This window comes from Paenibacillus barengoltzii G22 (assembly GCF_000403375.2).
Lineage (GTDB): Bacteria > Bacillota > Bacilli > Paenibacillales > Paenibacillaceae > Fontibacillus > Fontibacillus barengoltzii.
Window position 1 is genome coordinate 500,667 of sequence record NZ_KE159653.1, and the last position, 16,225, is coordinate 516,891.

The following is a 16,225-nucleotide window of genomic DNA, read 5'->3' on the forward strand; positions in this document are numbered from 1 at the left end:
AGGTACATGTCATGGAGTCGCCACCCATACAGGATCGCTTCAAGGTATCGGATTTTTATGTCATGGTATTGATCCATTCCTCTCAGTATGGGCTTAGCTACCTGTCCATGCCTACCCCGGCTATTCAATGGGCCGGACAAGATGTATGGATATCGGTTCTAATAAGCGCGATAAGCGTTCATCTTATTATTTTCCTGATGTATAGAATATTGACCCGACGCAACGCTGACTTAATCCAAATTCATCAGCAATTGCTTGGGAAATGGACAGGACATGTATTCAACCTCCTGTTTCTTTGTTATTTCATGGTAACAGCCGCATTCCAAGTGAGCTCGTATATTAAACTCGTTCAAGCCTGGCTGTTTCCTGAAATTAGCGAATGGGTACTCGGCTTCGTGATTTTCCTGCTGGTTTATTACATTGTTTCCGGCGGCATCCGCACCATTGCAGGGATCTGCGCCTTCACCCTGACGACCCAAGTTTTGGTGCTTACACTCGTATTCTCAGCACCCTATTTTCATTTTCGCAATCTGACTCCCATTTTTGAACATACAGTGGCAGAGCTTATCAAAGCATCCAAACCTATCACGTTCTCCTATATGGGCTTTGAATTGTTATTTTTTTATTACATATTCGTCAAAAATGCTCCAAAGTCTCAAAGATGGGCCCATGCCGGAAACGCTGCGACGACGGTTACCTACTTGTTATCGATGTTTCTCTCCATTCTGCTCTTCAAGCCTGAACAGCTGGCTAAGGAAATATGGCCTGTCATGACAAAATTTAAATTCGTACAACTCCCTTTTCTCGAACGGTTCGAGTTTATGGGGGCAGCCATCCATGTTTTCCGGGTTATGCCGATCGTCTGTTTATGTCTATGGTCGGCGGCCAGAATTCTGAAATCGGTAAGCAACATGAAACAGAAACATGCTGTACCGGTCATCCTGATTATCGTACTTGCCATTTTTTGTATCTTATCGAGCGATGAGATCATGGAGAAGATTCAAACTATATTATCCAACTTCAGCTTATATCTGCTGTATGGATATATTCCTCTCCTATATATCCTGCATCTCATCCGGTCAAAGGCAGGGAAAGTATCATGAGCAAGTTCATTCCGATATTTTTGTGCTGCTTATTGATGAACGCATGTGTGGATCAAGAGATTGTGGATCGAATCGCCTTACCGCTGACAGGCGGGGTGGATTTTGTCGATAATAATGAAATCGAACTGACCTTCGCGTTCCCATCTTTCAGCCCTGGAAATATAGAAACGGTATCGGATCAAGTGATCACGCTTGCAGGTCCTACCAAGGCAGAGATTACTGAGAAGATGCAAAGGAAAATCAATCGACGCATCTATCCCTCGAAAACTACGGTGTTCTTGTATGGAAAGGAAGTGGCAACACAGGGCCTGGAAAAAGATCTGGATGTGATATTGCGGGATGGCAGATCGACTCGAAAAATGCATCTAACGGTAGTCGATGGGACGGCGAAGGAGCTTCTGCATGCAGACTTCAACGGCAAAGAAGTAAAAGGCATGTTCCTAGAAAGATTACTTGAGGAGAATATCGAATACGGATACCTTCCGAAGCAAGACATTCATCTATTCGAGTACGCCCTCTTAGGGAGAGGCATAGACCCCTTCCTGCCGTTGATAAAACTTGATGATGATCATAAAGTCACTCTTTGCGGCTTAGCTCTGTTTAAACACGATAAGTATATAACGTCCATTAATGTGAAAGAAATGACGACCTTGAAGCTTCTCCTGGAGGAAAAACATAACGGCAGAATCAGTGTCAAGTTGCCAACCGGAACGATTATCACCGTTCAACTAATACGGACTAAGCCGACCTATCAGCTCATAAGATCGACGGATAACCTAGAACAGGACGAAATCCACATTATGCTGAACATGAAGGTCACCGTGTCGGATTTGAATGGTGAGAATTTTTCCTCACATACGATCGAAGAGGTACGCGAAGCACTCAAGGAAAATTTAGAACGTTCAGGGAATGAACTCATGTGGAAGTTCCAGCGAAATGAAATTGATCCGCTCGGCATAGGCGACTTTGTCCGGAGCAAGACCCGGCATTGGGAGGAAGACACCTGGAAAGCGCACTATCCCCATTTGAAGCTTCGGACTGTTGCTAATATTCAAGTGGTAGGGGAAGGCATACGAAGATAGGGGTATTAAGTTATACTTCTGACAACAAAAAAAGGTCAGGCAAAAGTCGCCTGACCTAAGGTGTTATTGAATTGCTTAAGAACACTTACTATATCCGCAGTTACTGCAAGTTTTGCAGCCCTCAATGTTGATCAGCGAGGCCGATCCGCACGATGGGCACAGGTCCCGAGAGGTGGCTGGTGCGCTGCCGTGGTTGTGGCCGCCATGCGAGCCGTCTGCTGTATCATGAACGTGCGCCGTCTCTTGGGCAACCGTTGCGGCTACCGGAGCCGGGTCGTGGTCCCCGTATGGGCCGTTTTGTACATGTGTCTCCAACGCTTTGGCGACGGCGTCCGCGATCGATTCTACACGGTTCGGACCAAAGCCGATGGCTCCCGTTCCGCCGATGCCTTTGAGGTGCTTAATCAGCAGTTCAACCTTCTCGCCATGGTCGCCGTAACGCAGGAACAGCGAGCAGACGCGGCCAAGGGCTTCGGCCATCGCGAATACGTCAGAACCCGCTTTCCCTACGTTCAAGAAGATCTCACCTGGAGTCCCGTTCATGTCATTGATTGTGATATAAGCCATGCCAAACGGCGTGTTAATTTTATACGTTGCTCCATGCAGCACTTGCGGGCGTCTCTTGTATTGTTCGCCGGTTTTTGGGCTGCTAGCTTGAACCGAAGCACTTGCCGGTTGTGGAGTTGCCGGTGCACTAGCTTGAGCTGGTGCTTCCTCTTTCTTCTCCTCTTTCTTCTCGGTTTGCAGAACTTGCACGTCGCGGCTGCCGTCACGGTAAATCGTTACGCCTTTGCAGCCCAAGTCGAAGGCTAGTTCATACAGCCGTTTCGTATCTTCAACCGTGAAGTCGGACGGGCAGTTGGCCGTTTTCGAGATCGAGCTGTCCACCCAACGTTGAATGGCTGCTTGTACGCGGATATGATCTTCCGCAGACAAATCCATCGCCGTTACGAAGTAATCCGGCAACGGTTCGCCCGGATGCGCGTCCATCCATTCCTGAGCGATCGGCACGAATTGCTCGTCGAAGCCGAGACGGCTTTGACGGTAATATTTGAAGGCAAAGTACGGTTCGATCCCCGTCGAGGTGCCTACCATCGTCCCCGTGCTGCCCGTTGGCGCTTGGGTAATGATGGTGACGTTGCGAATCCCTTTGGTACGAACTGCTTCGCCAACTTCCGGATACACTTCCGTCATGTTCTTCATAAAGCCGCTTTGCAGGAATTTATCAGCTTCAAATGCCGGGAAGGAGCCTTTCTCTTCTGCGATATCCGCAGAGGCCAAGTAAGCTTCCTTCGCAATGAAGCCATACAATTTATCGAGGAATTCCAGCGATTCCGGGCTGCCGTAACGGATGTTCAGCTTGATCATCAGCTCGGCCAGACCCATCGTTCCGAGGCCGACGCGGCGCTCTTTCTTCTGGTTCTTCTCGTTTTCTTCAAAATGATAAGGCGTCTTGTTGATGACATTGTCCAAGAAGCGAACCGAATAACGCGTAGTTGTCGCCAGTTCATCCCATGCGACATCATGTTTCTCTTCATCGTAGAACTTGGACAAGTTCATCGCCGACAGGTTACATACGCCCCAGCCCGGCAACCCTTGCTCCCCGCACGGATTCGTACAGATGATCGGGTTAAAGTACCAGCTGTTGGACATTTGGTTGTAGTATTCCATGAAGACCACGCCCGGCTCAGCGGATTTCCAAGCCGATTCGATGATCGTATGCCAGATTTCACGCGCCTTGACGGTACGGTAGTGGATGACTTTACGTCCATCAGCTCTCCATTTATCAAGATCGCCGTCCCACACCTCGTTGTAATCCTCATAAGTTGTATCCGGGAAGACCAGTTCCCAATCGAGGTCTTCCTTCACAGCTTTCATGAAGGCGTTGCTGACGCAAACCGACAGGTTCGCATTGGTCACTTGGCCCATCGTTTGCTTCACGGTAATGAAGTCCAGCACATCCGGATGCCAGTCATTGATCATCAGCATCAACGCACCGCGACGGCTGCCGCCTTGCTCAATCAGACCAGTGGTGTAGCTAAACAAGCCGCCCCAAGAAACCGCACCGCTGGAAGAGCCGTTCACGCCACGAACGATCGCACGACGCGGACGAAGGGAGCTCAAGTTAATCCCAACACCGCCGCCGCGAGCCATGATCTCGGTCATTTCGGACAGAGTTTCCATAATGCCGCCCCGGCTGTCCTTCGGCGAAGGAATAACGTAACAGTTGAACAAAGTTAACTCATCGCTGGCACCTGCGCCAGCTGCAATCCGTCCGCCCGGAACAAGCTTCCAATCATCCAGAATATAACGGAATTTCTCTTCCCATTCCTTCTGTTTCTCCGGCGTCTCCTCTACCGAAGCCATCGCTTTGGCCAGACGGTCCCACATTTCTTCAGGCGTTTTCTCGATATTGAGGGTCAGCTTCTCGACGTCGGTCTCCACCAGATCTCCCCGGCGGGTCTTCACCGTGACCTTGCGACCGTCACGGGCAACAACCTCCCCTACTTCCTTCGTCGGGAATTTGGGGTCGTCCTTCGTCAGAACAAGTACGACATCGCCTACTTTAGCGTGGCTAGGATCTGCGTCCTTCCAGGCGTACCGGTCCAAGAAGATTTTCTCACTTAGCCCCTCAAGGCGCTGTTTTTGCACAGTTTTCAAAGAAAACACCCTCCTAAAAATTGATTCAGAGTATCCATTAATTAATCGGTCATTCGCCTCGTTTCCTGAAGTGAAAATTAGGCAAAAAAACGAAAAAAAACGCTGTATCAAGCCGGAATCTGCCCACTTGATCACCGCAGCACACACCCTGTAAACGGTAATATCATATGTATGAATCACAATATATTGTGTGCGAATACCATTATACTATACAATATCTCGTTGTCATAGCAGTTCAGAGTGAAATTTTAGGCTTTAATCCGATTTCATCTGGCCCAACCCCCCGTTTCCTTCCATTCTCTCTATTTTTCAGACTCAAAACTATGAAACCGCTTTGTAACCATTTCCAAGAAACCAGGGAAACATCTCCTAAGTTTAATTGAATTTGAATTAACACAATTTTAACAATTGATCGATGCCACTCCGCGAAAAAGGAGTAACCTAGTATATGAGGTTCATAATTTACGAGGAGATGAGTTCAAGTGAAAGCGTTAAGATGGCATGGCGTCAAGGACCTAAGACTGGAGAACATCGAGGAGCCGAAGGCGGAACCGGGTAAAGCGAAAATCAAGGTGGAATGGTGCGGCATTTGCGGCAGTGATCTGCATGAATATGTAGCTGGCCCGATATTCATTCCGCTGGAGACCCACCCGCTCAGCGGAGATAAAGCGCCAATCGTCATGGGACATGAATTCTCCGGTCAAGTGGTTGAGGTTGGCGAAGGCGTCACCCGCGTAGCTGTAGGCGATCGCGTTGTCGTTGAACCGATTTATGCTTGCGGAACCTGCGAGGCTTGTAAACAAGGGAAATACAATCTTTGCGATAAAATGGGCTTCTTCGGCCTGGCGGGCGGAGGCGGCGGATTCTCCGAATATGCCAATGTACCGGAACAAATGCTGCACAAAATCCCGGATTCGGTATCCTTCGAGCAAGGCGCTCTGGTTGAGCCATCCGCTGTAGCTCTTCACGCTGTCCGCTCCAGTAAATTGAAAGTAGGCGATAAAGCCGCGGTCTTTGGCACCGGGCCAATTGGTCTGCTCGTGATCGAAGCGCTGAAGGCTTCAGGCGCATCGGAAATCTATACAGTCGAGCTGTCCGAGGAACGGAAACAGAAAGCTGCCGAGCTTGGCGCCATTGTCATTGATCCAAAAGAATACGATGCCGTTGAGGAAATTCACAAACGCACTCAAGGCGGTGTGGATGTCGCCTATGAAGTAACCGGAGTTTCTCCTGTGCTCACCCAAGCGATCCAATCCACCAAAATTGGCGGCGAAACGATGATCGTCAGCATTTTCGAGAAGGAAGCTTCCCTCCATCCGCAAAACATCGTCATGAAGGAACGCACCGTGAACGGCATTATCGGCTATCGCGATGTCTTCCCGGCGGTAATCAGCTTGATGGCTCAAGGGTACTTCTCGGCGGACAAGCTGGTGACGAAGCGCATTAAGCTGGACCAAGCCATCGATGAAGGCTTTGAAGGACTCCTCAAAGAGCGGAACCAAATCAAGATCTTGGTGAAAGCAGAGTAAAATCGAGTAAACAGATATTCGCCGGTCCGGGAGATAATCCCTGACCGGCTTTTTTACATATCAGAAAGTTAGCATCCCGCCTCCCCTCCTGCCCTTCCAAAGTTATGAACTCCTTCCTTTTCGTCCATACTACACCTACGTCTGCAATTTAAGCACAAGAGCTGCCTGATTCGGATTTCTTCTCACCGTAATCGAGCTGATAATTACGCACCGAAAGGGAGGTTTTACACTATGAATCCACATCCCTCCGGCCCTTCCCCCCACCCGGCCGCGTCGCCAGACCTGCACGCCCCGATTCCCATCGACTTCGACCGAAGCTGGTTCAACGAACTGGAGACCCGGCATCAAAAGGGCGGCCCCTGGGACGATTGGAAGCTGTTTAACCTTGCCCTTGAGGCCGAAACCGCTTCGCTTGTGACCAGCTTTGAGGAAATGCAGTGCATAAAGCATCTGAACAACGTCACCCCGCTGCCCCATCAGACGGAAACTGCCCGCAAAGTCCTGTTCGAGATGCGCGGACGAGCCATTTTGGCTGACGAGGTGGGACTGGGGAAGACGATCGAAGCAGGTTTAATTTTAAAGGAATATATCGTGCGCGGATTAGTGAAAAAAGCGTTGATCCTGGTGCCCGCCTCCTTGGTGCTGCAATGGGTTCGGGAGCTGAACCAGAAGTTCGGCATTCCAGCCGTTGCCCAGAAGAAGGAGCATTCCTGGCACAACGACGTAGTGGTCGCGTCCATGGACACGGCAAAGCGCGACCCACATAAGAACATTCTGCTCAACAACGAATACGATCTGGTGATCGTGGACGAAGCCCATAAGTTGAAAAACAAGAAAACGTCAAATTACCAGTTCATGCTGCAGCTGCGAAAAAAATATTGTCTGCTCCTCACCGCCACCCCGGTGCAAAACGACCTCGGCGAGCTGTTTAACTTGATCACGCTCCTGAAGCCGGGACAACTGGGCGGTCAAAGCGAGTTTGCCGCCAACTTCGTCGTTGACAAGCGGCTGCCGAAGAATGAGGAGCAGTTGAAGGATGAGCTGGCCAAGGTCATGATCCGTAACCGGCGCGGCGACGGAGAGTTGGAATTCACCAAGCGGATCGTCCGCAACATCGATGTGGAGTTATCCCCTGAGGAGAAGAATCTGTATGATGGGGTCACTTCCTTTGTCAAAGACCAATATCAGGCCAACGGCGGCGACCTGAACAGCATGCTGTCCCTTGTCACCTTGCAGCGCGAGGTGTGCAGCAGCCGCGACGCCGTATTTGTTACGCTGGTGAACTTGTCGAAGAAGCTCGCTCCAGACTCCCCGATCCGCGACCGGATATGGGATCTCGTCGACCTGATCCGTCAGATCAAGGCCAATAGCAAAGCGGAGAAAGCAATGGAGCTAATCCGCGAGATGAACGACAAGGTGATCGTGTTCACCGAGTATCGGGCGACGCAGGAGTATTTGCTGAAATACTTCCGCGAGCGCGGAATGACGGCGGTGCCGTATCGGGGCGGAATGAATCGCGGCAAAAAAGACTGGATGATGGACCTGTTCCGCGGCCGCGCTCAGGTCATGATCGCTACTGAAGCGGGCGGCGAAGGGATCAATCTGCAGTTTTGCCACCAGATGATCAACTTCGACTTGCCGTGGAACCCGATGCGTGTGGAGCAGCGGATTGGCCGCGTCCATCGTTTGGGGCAAACCAATGACGTCCATATTTATAACCTGTCCACCAAAGGCACGATTGAAGAACACATCCTTCACTTGCTGCATGAGAAGATCAATATGTTCGAAATGGTCATCGGCCACCTGGATGTGATATTGGAACGGTTCGAGAAGCAGCATTCCCTGGAAAAAAGCCTCTACCAAATCATTCTGGAATCCGGCAGCGACGAGGAAATCGCCAGCCGCGTCGATTCGCTGGGACGCAAGTTCGATACGATTAAATCCGAGCTGGATGCAGAAGCCGAAGACCGCGGGGACAGCGGCGGCCTGCAGCAGCTCTTGGGAGGTTAAACGGTTATGTCGATGACCCGAGAGCAGATTCGCGATTTTGTGATGACTTATTTGGAAGCGACGGAATGCCAGTTTCTCGAAAAATCGCCCCATCACGTCACGGTGAAGCTCTCCCCTCGCGCCGACCGTGATTTGACGAACCGCCCTTATTATTGGGGGTTCATCGATCGGACCGGAGCGGAGCCGGAAACGATGTCGTTTTCGTTTATTTTTGACCCGGAGGCGCATCAAGCGGCTGAGAAAGCGAAAGCAGCTCAAGAGCAGGCGAACGCCGGGCAACCGATGGAAACCGCCCAGGAGGACACCCTGCTGGGGCGTTACTTTGGCGCGGTCCGGCCGCTGCCGGTGCTTGGCCCCGGACGGATTCAGCGCGAAGAGCTGGCGTTTGGCAGCCCGCGGCTCAAACAGATTTTTGAGGCGGCACGAAAAGGCGGCCGCTACGTGTACTTGTTCGAGGAGCCGGGACCACGGCAGCGAACCGCCCTGCTGCCCGCCGCCTATGAGCCGTGGCTCGGGGTTTGCTTTAAGGTGGAGTTCTGCTGTGATATGAAGCGGGAGGAGCTCCATTTTTACGGGGTATCCTTGCAGTCTGGTACGGTCGATGAATCGTTTCAGTCGCGAATCGCAGGCAAGCCGCTGGTTCCCCGATTGCCAGAGAATATCCATATCGAGCCTACCCGCCTGTCCTTGGATGCCGGTCGGCTGGCATTAGAACAGCGTCTGACCGAACGGATCCAGGCCTATGACGACAGCTGGGCGAAGGAAGCGCGCGAACGGCTGAGCGATGAGTTGGCATTGATCGACGCCTATTACAAGGATTTGATCAAAGATCCTGAACCCGAGCGGGCGCAAGGCGCAACGGAGCAATATGAAGCGAGACGGGAGGAAATCCGCTGGCAATATGAGCCGAGAATTGTCGTATCCGCCATGGGCTGCGGCATCTTTCATCTGCGTTCGCCGAGGTAACGACAAATAGACGGATCTCGCTAAAAGACCGCAAAAATAGAAGCGGTTGGCAGACCAGCCGCGCGACAGGTTGTAACATCCTTTTTGGACCGGCTTCGGTACAATGGACAAGCAATCGAAATTTAATGGCCAAGGTGCCAAACGAATTGCCAGGGAGGCGATCTCATGCTGCAACCGCGTTATTCCCGAACCAACCTGAAGAAACGATCGATTACTTGCAAAATTCTCTTATGCGCAAGCATCTTATATAGTGCAGCCAGCACAGCGGGAGGGCTTGGCGGCCTGGGCACAGCGGCCGCCGAAGGCACAGGCAGCGCGGCCGACGCGTGGACGGGGACGGTCGCGCTGGCGACGCTGCGGGCCACGGCGGATACGCCAGCGCCGGAGGCGCTGCGGCGCTTTGCCGCCGAGGCCATCGACAAGCTGGCCCAGTCCGAGCCGTTTACGGCTTGGGCTGGCGCCGGCGCCGCCATCGAGCCGCTGGGACCGGGCACGCACAGCTGGCTCGTCACCGTAGCCGCCGGCGGTGCGGCTGGAACGCCGCGCGGCTACCTCATCATCTCCGCGACAGAGAGCGGAGATTACAAGCTGGTCGAATACGGAATGGGCGCTTATTCCGTATTCGACCCGGCGCTGCTCGAGGCCGCCCTGCGGCAGAGCGGCCTCGGCGCAGCCGCTGCGGGACGCGTGACCGCCGTCCCGCTCTACGCCGGCCCGGCATTGGCCGCGTGGAGGGTTCACCTGCCCGAGGGCGGTGAACCCGGCTACGTCAATGCCGCCGACGGCGAATGGCTGCCCGAGACGACGGGCAGCTGGGACAAGCAGGCGGGCGGCTACGCGCCGCCGCGGCTGGCCGCCGGCAGCCGCGATGCCTTATCGCCCGCCGCTATGGTGTATACGTCATCCCGCTTCGATCCTTACGATAACCTGCTATGGATGACGGCCAAGCCTTTGACGTTGAAGCCGAACAACTTCATCGGTCAATTAACAACAAGCCAGAAGCTCGTCTATGCGGCTTCCGGAGCCGAACGCACTTATTCCTTCCCTCTGCCGGTCTACGGCTATCAAATCTGGAAGAACGACAGCTTGTCCGAGACACTAACCGCCCCTTCGGCAGAAGCTGGGACCGAAACCGAAGCCGTTTACGTCGTTACGGGCACCGACACGACCCTCCGGGTGATCGCGCTGGATGCCTTGATGGCGAGCGGGAAATTCGTCACTTTTTAAAATGCGAGACCTGACACGAGCACTGCTGTTTGCTGGCAGTGCTCTTTTTTGCAGTTTTTTCCAGACATCTTCTCAGGCCTCCCCTACGACCCCGTCGTCGAACCCGTACCTCCCTCTGCGGCAGCCTGTGCCGTCAATCGTGCCGGCCTGCGAAGCAGCTGGCGCAAGCTGTCCAAATTGGTCAGCACCGTGCCGGCAATAATCGCAACCCCGCCTAACACCGCGAGCCATCCGGCCGTTTCGCCGTAAAACAACACGCCAATTGTCATCGCAATCAGCGGCGATACGTACAGCCAAGTCGAGGGAAACACCGGGTTAGTCTTGGCCACCAGCCAGTAAAACAAGCTGTGTCCCACCATCGACCCCACCACGGTTAAATAGATGAGTGAGCCCAGCACCGTCGGCTCCAGCAAATCTCCCATTGTCACTCGTTCGGTAAAAGCCGACAGGAGGAACAGCAGCAAGCCGCCGTAGATCATTTGTGCCGCATTCAGCGCAATCGGCGAGACGGCAGCAAAATTCTCCGTGACTCGTTTGGTATATAACGCGCCGACCGAATACACCACTTCCCCGATCAACACCGCCGCGCAGCCGATCGCCCAGCGGGACCCGGCCTGAACTGACACCATGTTGGGCAGCACCAGCAGCATGACGCCGGACAAGCCGATGAGAATACCCAGGACAGCGCGTCCGGTCGCTTTTTGCCGCAGCACCATCATCTGCATCAACAGGATCATGAGCGGCCCGGTAGCCGATAATACCGCAGCGACGCCAGAGGTGACGTATTGCTCCGCCCAGTACAACAAGGCGAACGTCCCGAAGGTCAACAAAGCGCCTGTCACCAGCATCTCCTTGCGCAGCAGCAGAGACCACTTCGCTTTTTTCCTCCAAACCATCCACAGAAACAGAATTGCCCCGGCGGCGAAGAAGCGGGCCCCTGCCGCAAAGAATGGAGGCGCAGCATGATCCACGCCAATTTTGATCGCTAAAAACGTCGTGCCAAACACGAGACACATCATGAAATAGTTGATCACAATCATCGAAAATCTTCCCCTTTCAGCTGTTGATCTGTATCATACAGGAAAGAGAACAGAACAGATGACACGGGATAGAACAGATTCTCGGTTTTTCGGTTTAAAATAGAACTCACGGCACAACGCAAGGAGGATGACGATGAACGTAAGACCAAAGCTGGCACAACCCCGGAGAGTTCGGTATACGCAAGTGATCGAGTATATTTTAGACCGGATTGATCGGGGGGATTGGAAAGCGCATGATAAGCTGCCCTCCGTACGTGAGTTAGCAGGCGAGCTGCAGCTTCATCGATTAACCGTCTTCCGGGCGTACGGGGTGCTGAAAGAGCGCGGAACCATTTACGTCAAGGAAAAATCCGGTTATTTCGTGTCCGGAAGCCGACCGTCCACAAAACCTGCTGTACCCGAAGATGGGAGTCCCCCCCGTTCCAACCAGGGCACCGGCAGAGCAGGCGGAACCACGTCTCCTCCTGTCGCTTGGCACAGGACCGGGTATCTGCAAAATTCGTTAAGCGAGATTCACCAGATCCCCGCCGTCTACTCGTTCTCCCAGGCGCTCATCGACCCGAATCTGCTGCCGAACCTGTTCCTGTCGGACCACGTGAAGCAGGTGTTCGACCGTTATCCTAAGCTGCTGGGCACGTATTCGTCCGTCCAGGGGGACGAGGAGCTGCGGGAACTGCTCTGTGCAGATATGCAGCGGAAAGATAAGCTTCAGGTCTCCCCCGACGAGCTGCTGATTACGACTGGCGGACAACAAGCGGTCGACCTGTTGGCGGGCGTTTATCTTCGTCCGATGGATTATGTCTTGGTCGAACGCCCAACCTACAGTTCGGCGCTTGATTGCTTCCGTCAGCGAGGCGCGCGTCTCCTGCCTGTGGAGATTCATCGGGACGGATACGATCTCGACCTTGTTGAGGCTTATCTGAAACGCCATAAGCCCCGGATGTTTTATATGAATCCCACGTTTCATAATCCGACGGGATATACCGTGCCGGCCAGCCAACGCAAGCGGCTGGTCGAGCTGGCTGAGCGCTACGGTTGCCTGCTCGTCGAGGACGACGCGGTTCATGACGTCTACTTCGATATGCCGCCTCCCCCGCCGCTTTATTCCTACGATACCGAAGGCTGGGTCGTATACCTGCGCAGCTTCAGCAAATATTTGGCGCCGGGGCTGCGCATTTGTGCCGTTGCCGCTCGCACAGCGGTCATGGCCCCGCTGCTGACGGCCAAATCGCTGGCCGACAACGGCACGCCGCTGGTCAACCAGAAGCTGTTCCAGCACTGCTTCGAGTCCGAGCGGCTCCAACAGCACCTGGAGAAGCTACGGACGGCGCTGCAGATTCGCCGGGACGTCATGGAGCAAGCACTCGCCCCGGGCACCGGATGGCAGTGGTACCGTCCGCAAGGCGGATTGAACTTGTGGGTCCGCCTCCCTGCAGGCATAAACTCCAATCAACTGCTCACCGAGGGCATCCGTCGCGGGTTGACGTTTGTCCCCGGAACGATCTGCGATCCCTTGGGAGAATTAGACGAACGGATCCGGCTTAGCTTTTCGTTTCAAAATGAGGCTCAGATTCGCGAAGGCATTCACCTGTTGATCCAGTTAACAGATGAGTTCGTACAACGAGGATAAATTGAAGCATAGGGTACGTTGACGCAGGGTAGTGAGTTGCAAAGCAGGTCACGATGAAGATGGCGTTGACGAAGGCTATAGCAAGACCAAGGATGCCTCTGCACTATGCTAACTTAAACAGCCGCCCTCTCCCTTTCGGGACAGAAGGCGGCTGTCATTCATAACCGGGTTCAAGCTTTGGCTTGCTCAAACTTCCCGTGAGTGGGAGGCCTGTTCTTTTCTCTGGACTTCTTTCTTCTTTGGCTTGGGAAGCTGCCCCGCCCACAAGGAGATGGAGAACGGGATCATGCCGAACCAGCGCCGACTCCACGGTTCCTTCGCTTTCGACCGCTCACGGCGGATTTCCCGCGGAGTTTCCACGTAATCTACCACTCGTTCGGTGATATATTTGACCAGCTCGTCACCTTTAGCCATGGAGATAAGCTCCTTTCTCGCTTTGTCGTTCTTCGTTAGCTTTAGTTTGTGCCGTTTCCCCCTGCCTTAAACCCACAAATCCTCCAGGCATCTGACGAAGCCGCGGAATGCATGATTTCTCCGCCGCAGGTTCACTCTATAGAGGAAGTATCTCCTGAAAGGTGAGACAAATGGGAAAGATGATACGATGCCTGATAACACTCCTGTTCACGGTCTCCGTTGCCTCGGGAAGCTGCGGTATTGCGACTGCGGCGGATGAAGGCAATGACCTCAGGCATGCCTTCCCCGAGCCGGTGATCCTTATCGATGCCGGCCATGGCGGAATTGACGGCGGCACGTCCTATAAGCAATTTCTAGAAAAGGACATCAATCTCGAAATCGGGCGTCGGCTTTACGTCGTCCTCCGAAGCCACGGCTACCGCGCGATTCTTAACCGAACTGGTGATTACGCATTAAGCGACGACAACCGTTGGCTTCAGAGCCGCTCACGGCACCTGCGGGATTTGGCACAGCGCAAGGAACTTAGCGAACAGTTGCCAGCTTCGATCGTCGTCAGCCTGCATGTCAACTGGGGGCGGAACTCGGCGAAACGCGGACCGCTTGTACTCCACCAGAACGAAGGACGCAGCGCGATGCTGGCTGCTTCGATTCAACGGTCGCTGGAGCGGTTCTACCAACTGGACATTTCCCGAAGTCCGGAGCTTGGCAAACCGTTTTACTTACTTAACCATGTTGATTGTCCGGCCGTCATTGTAGAGATGGGCTTTCTCAGCAACGAGGAAGACCGCGCTATTCTCACGAACAGACGCGGTCAACAGAAGATTGCCGAAGCGTTGTATCGCGGCATCGCCGAATACTTTACGGTAATGTAACCCCCGGTCCCAGCTGTAGGCTGGGACTAAATTGTTCCCATACCAGCTCACTCGTTCCGATGAACTCAATGCCTTCGGATTGTAAGATCGGGATATTTTTTTTCAAAGCAGCCGCTGTTTTCTTCCCTTGTATACCAACATGCCCAATCGTGACGCAGCTATTGCGCTCCCCCTTCTTCAGCATGTTCAGAACTTGCCGCAGTTGCTTCGTCACGTGGGCTTCACTGCCAACATCGTCCAGAAAAATATTGTTTTCCAACCGAGGCAGCCCCATCGCCTCGCTTAAACGGGGAACAACGGACCGATAGTTCGTTCGGCTGTCAATGAAAAATAACCCCCGCTCACGGCACACCTGTAATACCACCGACATCACCCGCTCATCCTCGGTGACCTTCGAGCCCATATGATTGTTCATTCCAACGGCGTAGGGAACTTGGTCAATCGCAGCTTCTACCCTCTGCCGGATCTCCTCGTCCGACATGCTGGTGAGGATCGCCCCAGGTCCTAGCCATTCCGGCTTGCCTTGCTTGGGCTCCATCGGCATATGAATGATCACATCGTGCCCGCGTTCATGCGCGCGCCGCGCATCCTCCTGCGTCGTTTCCAAGAATGGCATAACCGCCACGGTTAATTTGATCGGCAGGTTGAGGATTTCCTCAGTACCTTCCATCCCGTTGCCTAAATCATCAATAATGACCGCCACCTTGCGGGAAGCAGAACGCGGTTTAAGGGAGGCTTTAGAATCATGCGCTGCTGACTTCAATTCACCTGTTTCCGTACTGGAGTTCTCCACGAACTGATTTGCTGATGGCGCGGCTTGACCGCTAATCGAGGTCGTTAGCAACAGTGCAGTAAGACCGCCGACCGCCAGGATCAGGATTCGTCGAACCATTTGATTGAACTCGGACATGAGGTTTCCTCCTTTCTTCTTGTCAACGATGGGCTAGATCAAGCTCCCGCGATATTCTCTTCGCCGCGTAAGACAGGTCCATGCCAGATCAATGGCAAATAATAAGAGCAGCACCGGACCCACCACCAGCCAGACAGCAGAAACGCTTCGATAAGCCTGCTCCGCCAGAGGGTGCACCACTTTCAGCATCAATATCGACAGAACGACCCAATACACCGAGAACTTGAGGCAGATATGCCCTCCAAGCTGGAAGCGCTGCCCCGAATAATCCCACCATCTGCGACCAAACAACATCAGCAGCAAGCAGCCGCTAACTCCTTCCACTACGGTTGGGATGATGCAGCACAGCAATCCGGTAAGCAGCGGCCGGTGTCCTCCTTCCTGGACAAGCCACAGCAAGAGAATCGGGGCCACGCCGTACATTGGCTTAAACGGTCCTTTCATAAAGCCTTCCTTCCAGAACACGCCTTGCGTAAAGAAGTTGTACACATTTTCGAGCAGCCAGCCCAATAACGCGTACAGCAAAAAGTAAAAAGCGATTTCCCCCGTCGTCAATCCACACCAGCCTCCTTTTCTGCTAGTATGACTGTCCCTGTCGGGAAACATGCGCTGCATCGCCTTAACCCTGCTTGATATAAAAAAGCCCCTGGGGAGAAGCACTAAAACAGGCTTCTCCCCAGGGGCGGTTGGATGGCTACATCCCCAGCACCGGATGCGGCACATACGGTTCTTCAAGACGGGCCGCTCTTGATTTTTGGAGGAATCATGATCTTGCATTCTC

13 protein-coding genes are annotated in these 16,225 nt (G+C 53.3%); 8 read left to right on the forward strand and 5 right to left on the reverse strand.

The window, feature by feature from the left end:
• Positions 1-11: 11 nt before the first annotated feature.
• Positions 12-1,103 carry a GerAB/ArcD/ProY family transporter gene (locus C812_RS10595; RefSeq protein ID WP_016312656.1) on the forward strand — a complete coding sequence of 364 codons (1,092 nt, stop codon included), beginning with the start codon at positions 12-14 and terminating at the stop codon, positions 1,101-1,103.
• A complete protein-coding gene (locus tag C812_RS10600) occupies positions 1,100-2,185 on the forward strand; it encodes a Ger(x)C family spore germination protein (RefSeq protein ID WP_016312657.1) in 1,086 nt (361 codons plus the stop codon). The genes C812_RS10595 and C812_RS10600 overlap by 4 nt, the downstream gene beginning before the upstream one ends.
• Before the next feature lie 75 nt (positions 2,186-2,260).
• Here C812_RS10600 and C812_RS10605 read toward each other — a convergent pair whose 3' ends face one another.
• A complete protein-coding gene (locus tag C812_RS10605) occupies positions 2,261-4,846 on the reverse strand; it encodes an adenosylcobalamin-dependent ribonucleoside-diphosphate reductase (protein WP_016312658.1) in 2,586 nt (861 codons plus the stop codon).
• A gap of 482 nt (positions 4,847-5,328) precedes the next feature.
• Between C812_RS10605 and C812_RS10610 the strand changes: the two genes are divergently transcribed.
• The 4 genes from C812_RS10610 (at position 5,329) to C812_RS10625 (ending at position 10,578) form a co-directional block, all read left to right on the forward strand.
• Positions 5,329-6,375: a 2,3-butanediol dehydrogenase gene (locus tag C812_RS10610; protein ID WP_016312659.1), complete on the forward strand. Its 1,047-nt coding sequence runs from the start codon at positions 5,329-5,331 to the stop codon at positions 6,373-6,375.
• A 231-nt stretch (positions 6,376-6,606) separates the two neighbouring features.
• Positions 6,607-8,385, forward strand: a complete 1,779-nt coding sequence (locus C812_RS10615) for a DEAD/DEAH box helicase (protein ID WP_016312660.1) — start codon at positions 6,607-6,609, stop codon at positions 8,383-8,385.
• A 6-nt stretch (positions 8,386-8,391) separates the two neighbouring features.
• The gene (locus C812_RS10620; protein WP_016312661.1) at positions 8,392-9,351 is read left to right on the forward strand and encodes a YqhG family protein; all 960 of its coding nucleotides are present in this window, start codon (positions 8,392-8,394) and stop codon (positions 9,349-9,351) included.
• Between the two features lie 165 nt (positions 9,352-9,516).
• Positions 9,517-10,578 carry a hypothetical protein gene (locus C812_RS10625; protein ID WP_016312662.1) on the forward strand — a complete coding sequence of 354 codons (1,062 nt, stop codon included), beginning with the start codon at positions 9,517-9,519 and terminating at the stop codon, positions 10,576-10,578.
• A gap of 83 nt (positions 10,579-10,661) precedes the next feature.
• Here the strand turns inward: C812_RS10625 and C812_RS10630 are convergent, their stop codons facing one another.
• Entirely contained in the window at positions 10,662-11,618 is a 957-nt protein-coding gene (locus C812_RS10630) for a DMT family transporter (protein ID WP_016312663.1), read from the reverse strand.
• Positions 11,619-11,751: 133 nt separating this feature from the next.
• Here C812_RS10630 and C812_RS10635 point away from each other — a divergent pair, with 133 nt between their 5' ends.
• On the forward strand, positions 11,752-13,248 hold the full coding sequence (locus C812_RS10635) for an aminotransferase-like domain-containing protein (RefSeq protein ID WP_016312664.1): 1,497 nt from the start codon (positions 11,752-11,754) through the stop codon (positions 13,246-13,248).
• A 186-nt stretch (positions 13,249-13,434) separates the two neighbouring features.
• Here C812_RS10635 and C812_RS10640 read toward each other — a convergent pair whose 3' ends face one another.
• Positions 13,435-13,662: a YqzE family protein gene (locus C812_RS10640; protein ID WP_016312665.1), complete on the reverse strand. Its 228-nt coding sequence runs from the start codon at positions 13,660-13,662 to the stop codon at positions 13,435-13,437.
• A 161-nt stretch (positions 13,663-13,823) separates the two neighbouring features.
• On the opposite strand from C812_RS10640, the gene C812_RS10645 reads away from it, so the two are divergent.
• Positions 13,824-14,534 (forward strand): N-acetylmuramoyl-L-alanine amidase family protein, encoded by a 711-nt coding sequence (locus tag C812_RS10645; RefSeq protein WP_028537994.1) that lies wholly within the window; start codon positions 13,824-13,826, stop codon positions 14,532-14,534.
• Here C812_RS10645 and C812_RS10650 read toward each other — a convergent pair.
• Together C812_RS10650 and C812_RS10655 are read right to left on the reverse strand one after the other, a co-directional pair.
• On the reverse strand, positions 14,521-15,444 hold the full coding sequence (locus tag C812_RS10650; protein ID WP_016312667.1) for a divergent polysaccharide deacetylase family protein: 924 nt from the start codon (positions 15,442-15,444) through the stop codon (positions 14,521-14,523). The genes C812_RS10645 and C812_RS10650 overlap by 14 nt on opposite strands.
• Before the next feature lie 33 nt (positions 15,445-15,477).
• Entirely contained in the window at positions 15,478-15,999 is a 522-nt protein-coding gene (locus tag C812_RS10655) for a putative ABC transporter permease (RefSeq protein ID WP_016312668.1), read from the reverse strand.
• Positions 16,000-16,225 lie beyond the last annotated feature (226 nt).

What these genes read in the sequence shown, in the direction of transcription:
- C812_RS10620 (WP_016312661.1), top strand. Translation starts at nt 8,392, where the DNA reads ATGTCGATGACCCGAGAGCAGATTCGCGATTTTGTGATGACTTATTTG.
- C812_RS10625 (WP_016312662.1), top strand. Translation starts at nt 9,517, where the DNA reads ATGCTGCAACCGCGTTATTCCCGAACCAACCTGAAGAAACGATCGATT.
- C812_RS10595 (WP_016312656.1), top strand. Translation starts at nt 12, where the DNA reads ATGGAGTCGCCACCCATACAGGATCGCTTCAAGGTATCGGATTTTTAT.
- C812_RS10650 (WP_016312667.1), bottom strand. Translation starts at nt 15,444, where the DNA reads ATGTCCGAGTTCAATCAAATGGTTCGACGAATCCTGATCCTGGCGGTC.
- C812_RS10640 (WP_016312665.1), bottom strand. Translation starts at nt 13,662, where the DNA reads ATGGCTAAAGGTGACGAGCTGGTCAAATATATCACCGAACGAGTGGTA.
- C812_RS10635 (WP_016312664.1), top strand. Translation starts at nt 11,752, where the DNA reads ATGAACGTAAGACCAAAGCTGGCACAACCCCGGAGAGTTCGGTATACG.
- C812_RS10600 (WP_016312657.1), top strand. Translation starts at nt 1,100, where the DNA reads ATGAGCAAGTTCATTCCGATATTTTTGTGCTGCTTATTGATGAACGCA.
- C812_RS10615 (WP_016312660.1), top strand. Translation starts at nt 6,607, where the DNA reads ATGAATCCACATCCCTCCGGCCCTTCCCCCCACCCGGCCGCGTCGCCA.
- C812_RS10630 (WP_016312663.1), bottom strand. Translation starts at nt 11,618, where the DNA reads ATGATTGTGATCAACTATTTCATGATGTGTCTCGTGTTTGGCACGACG.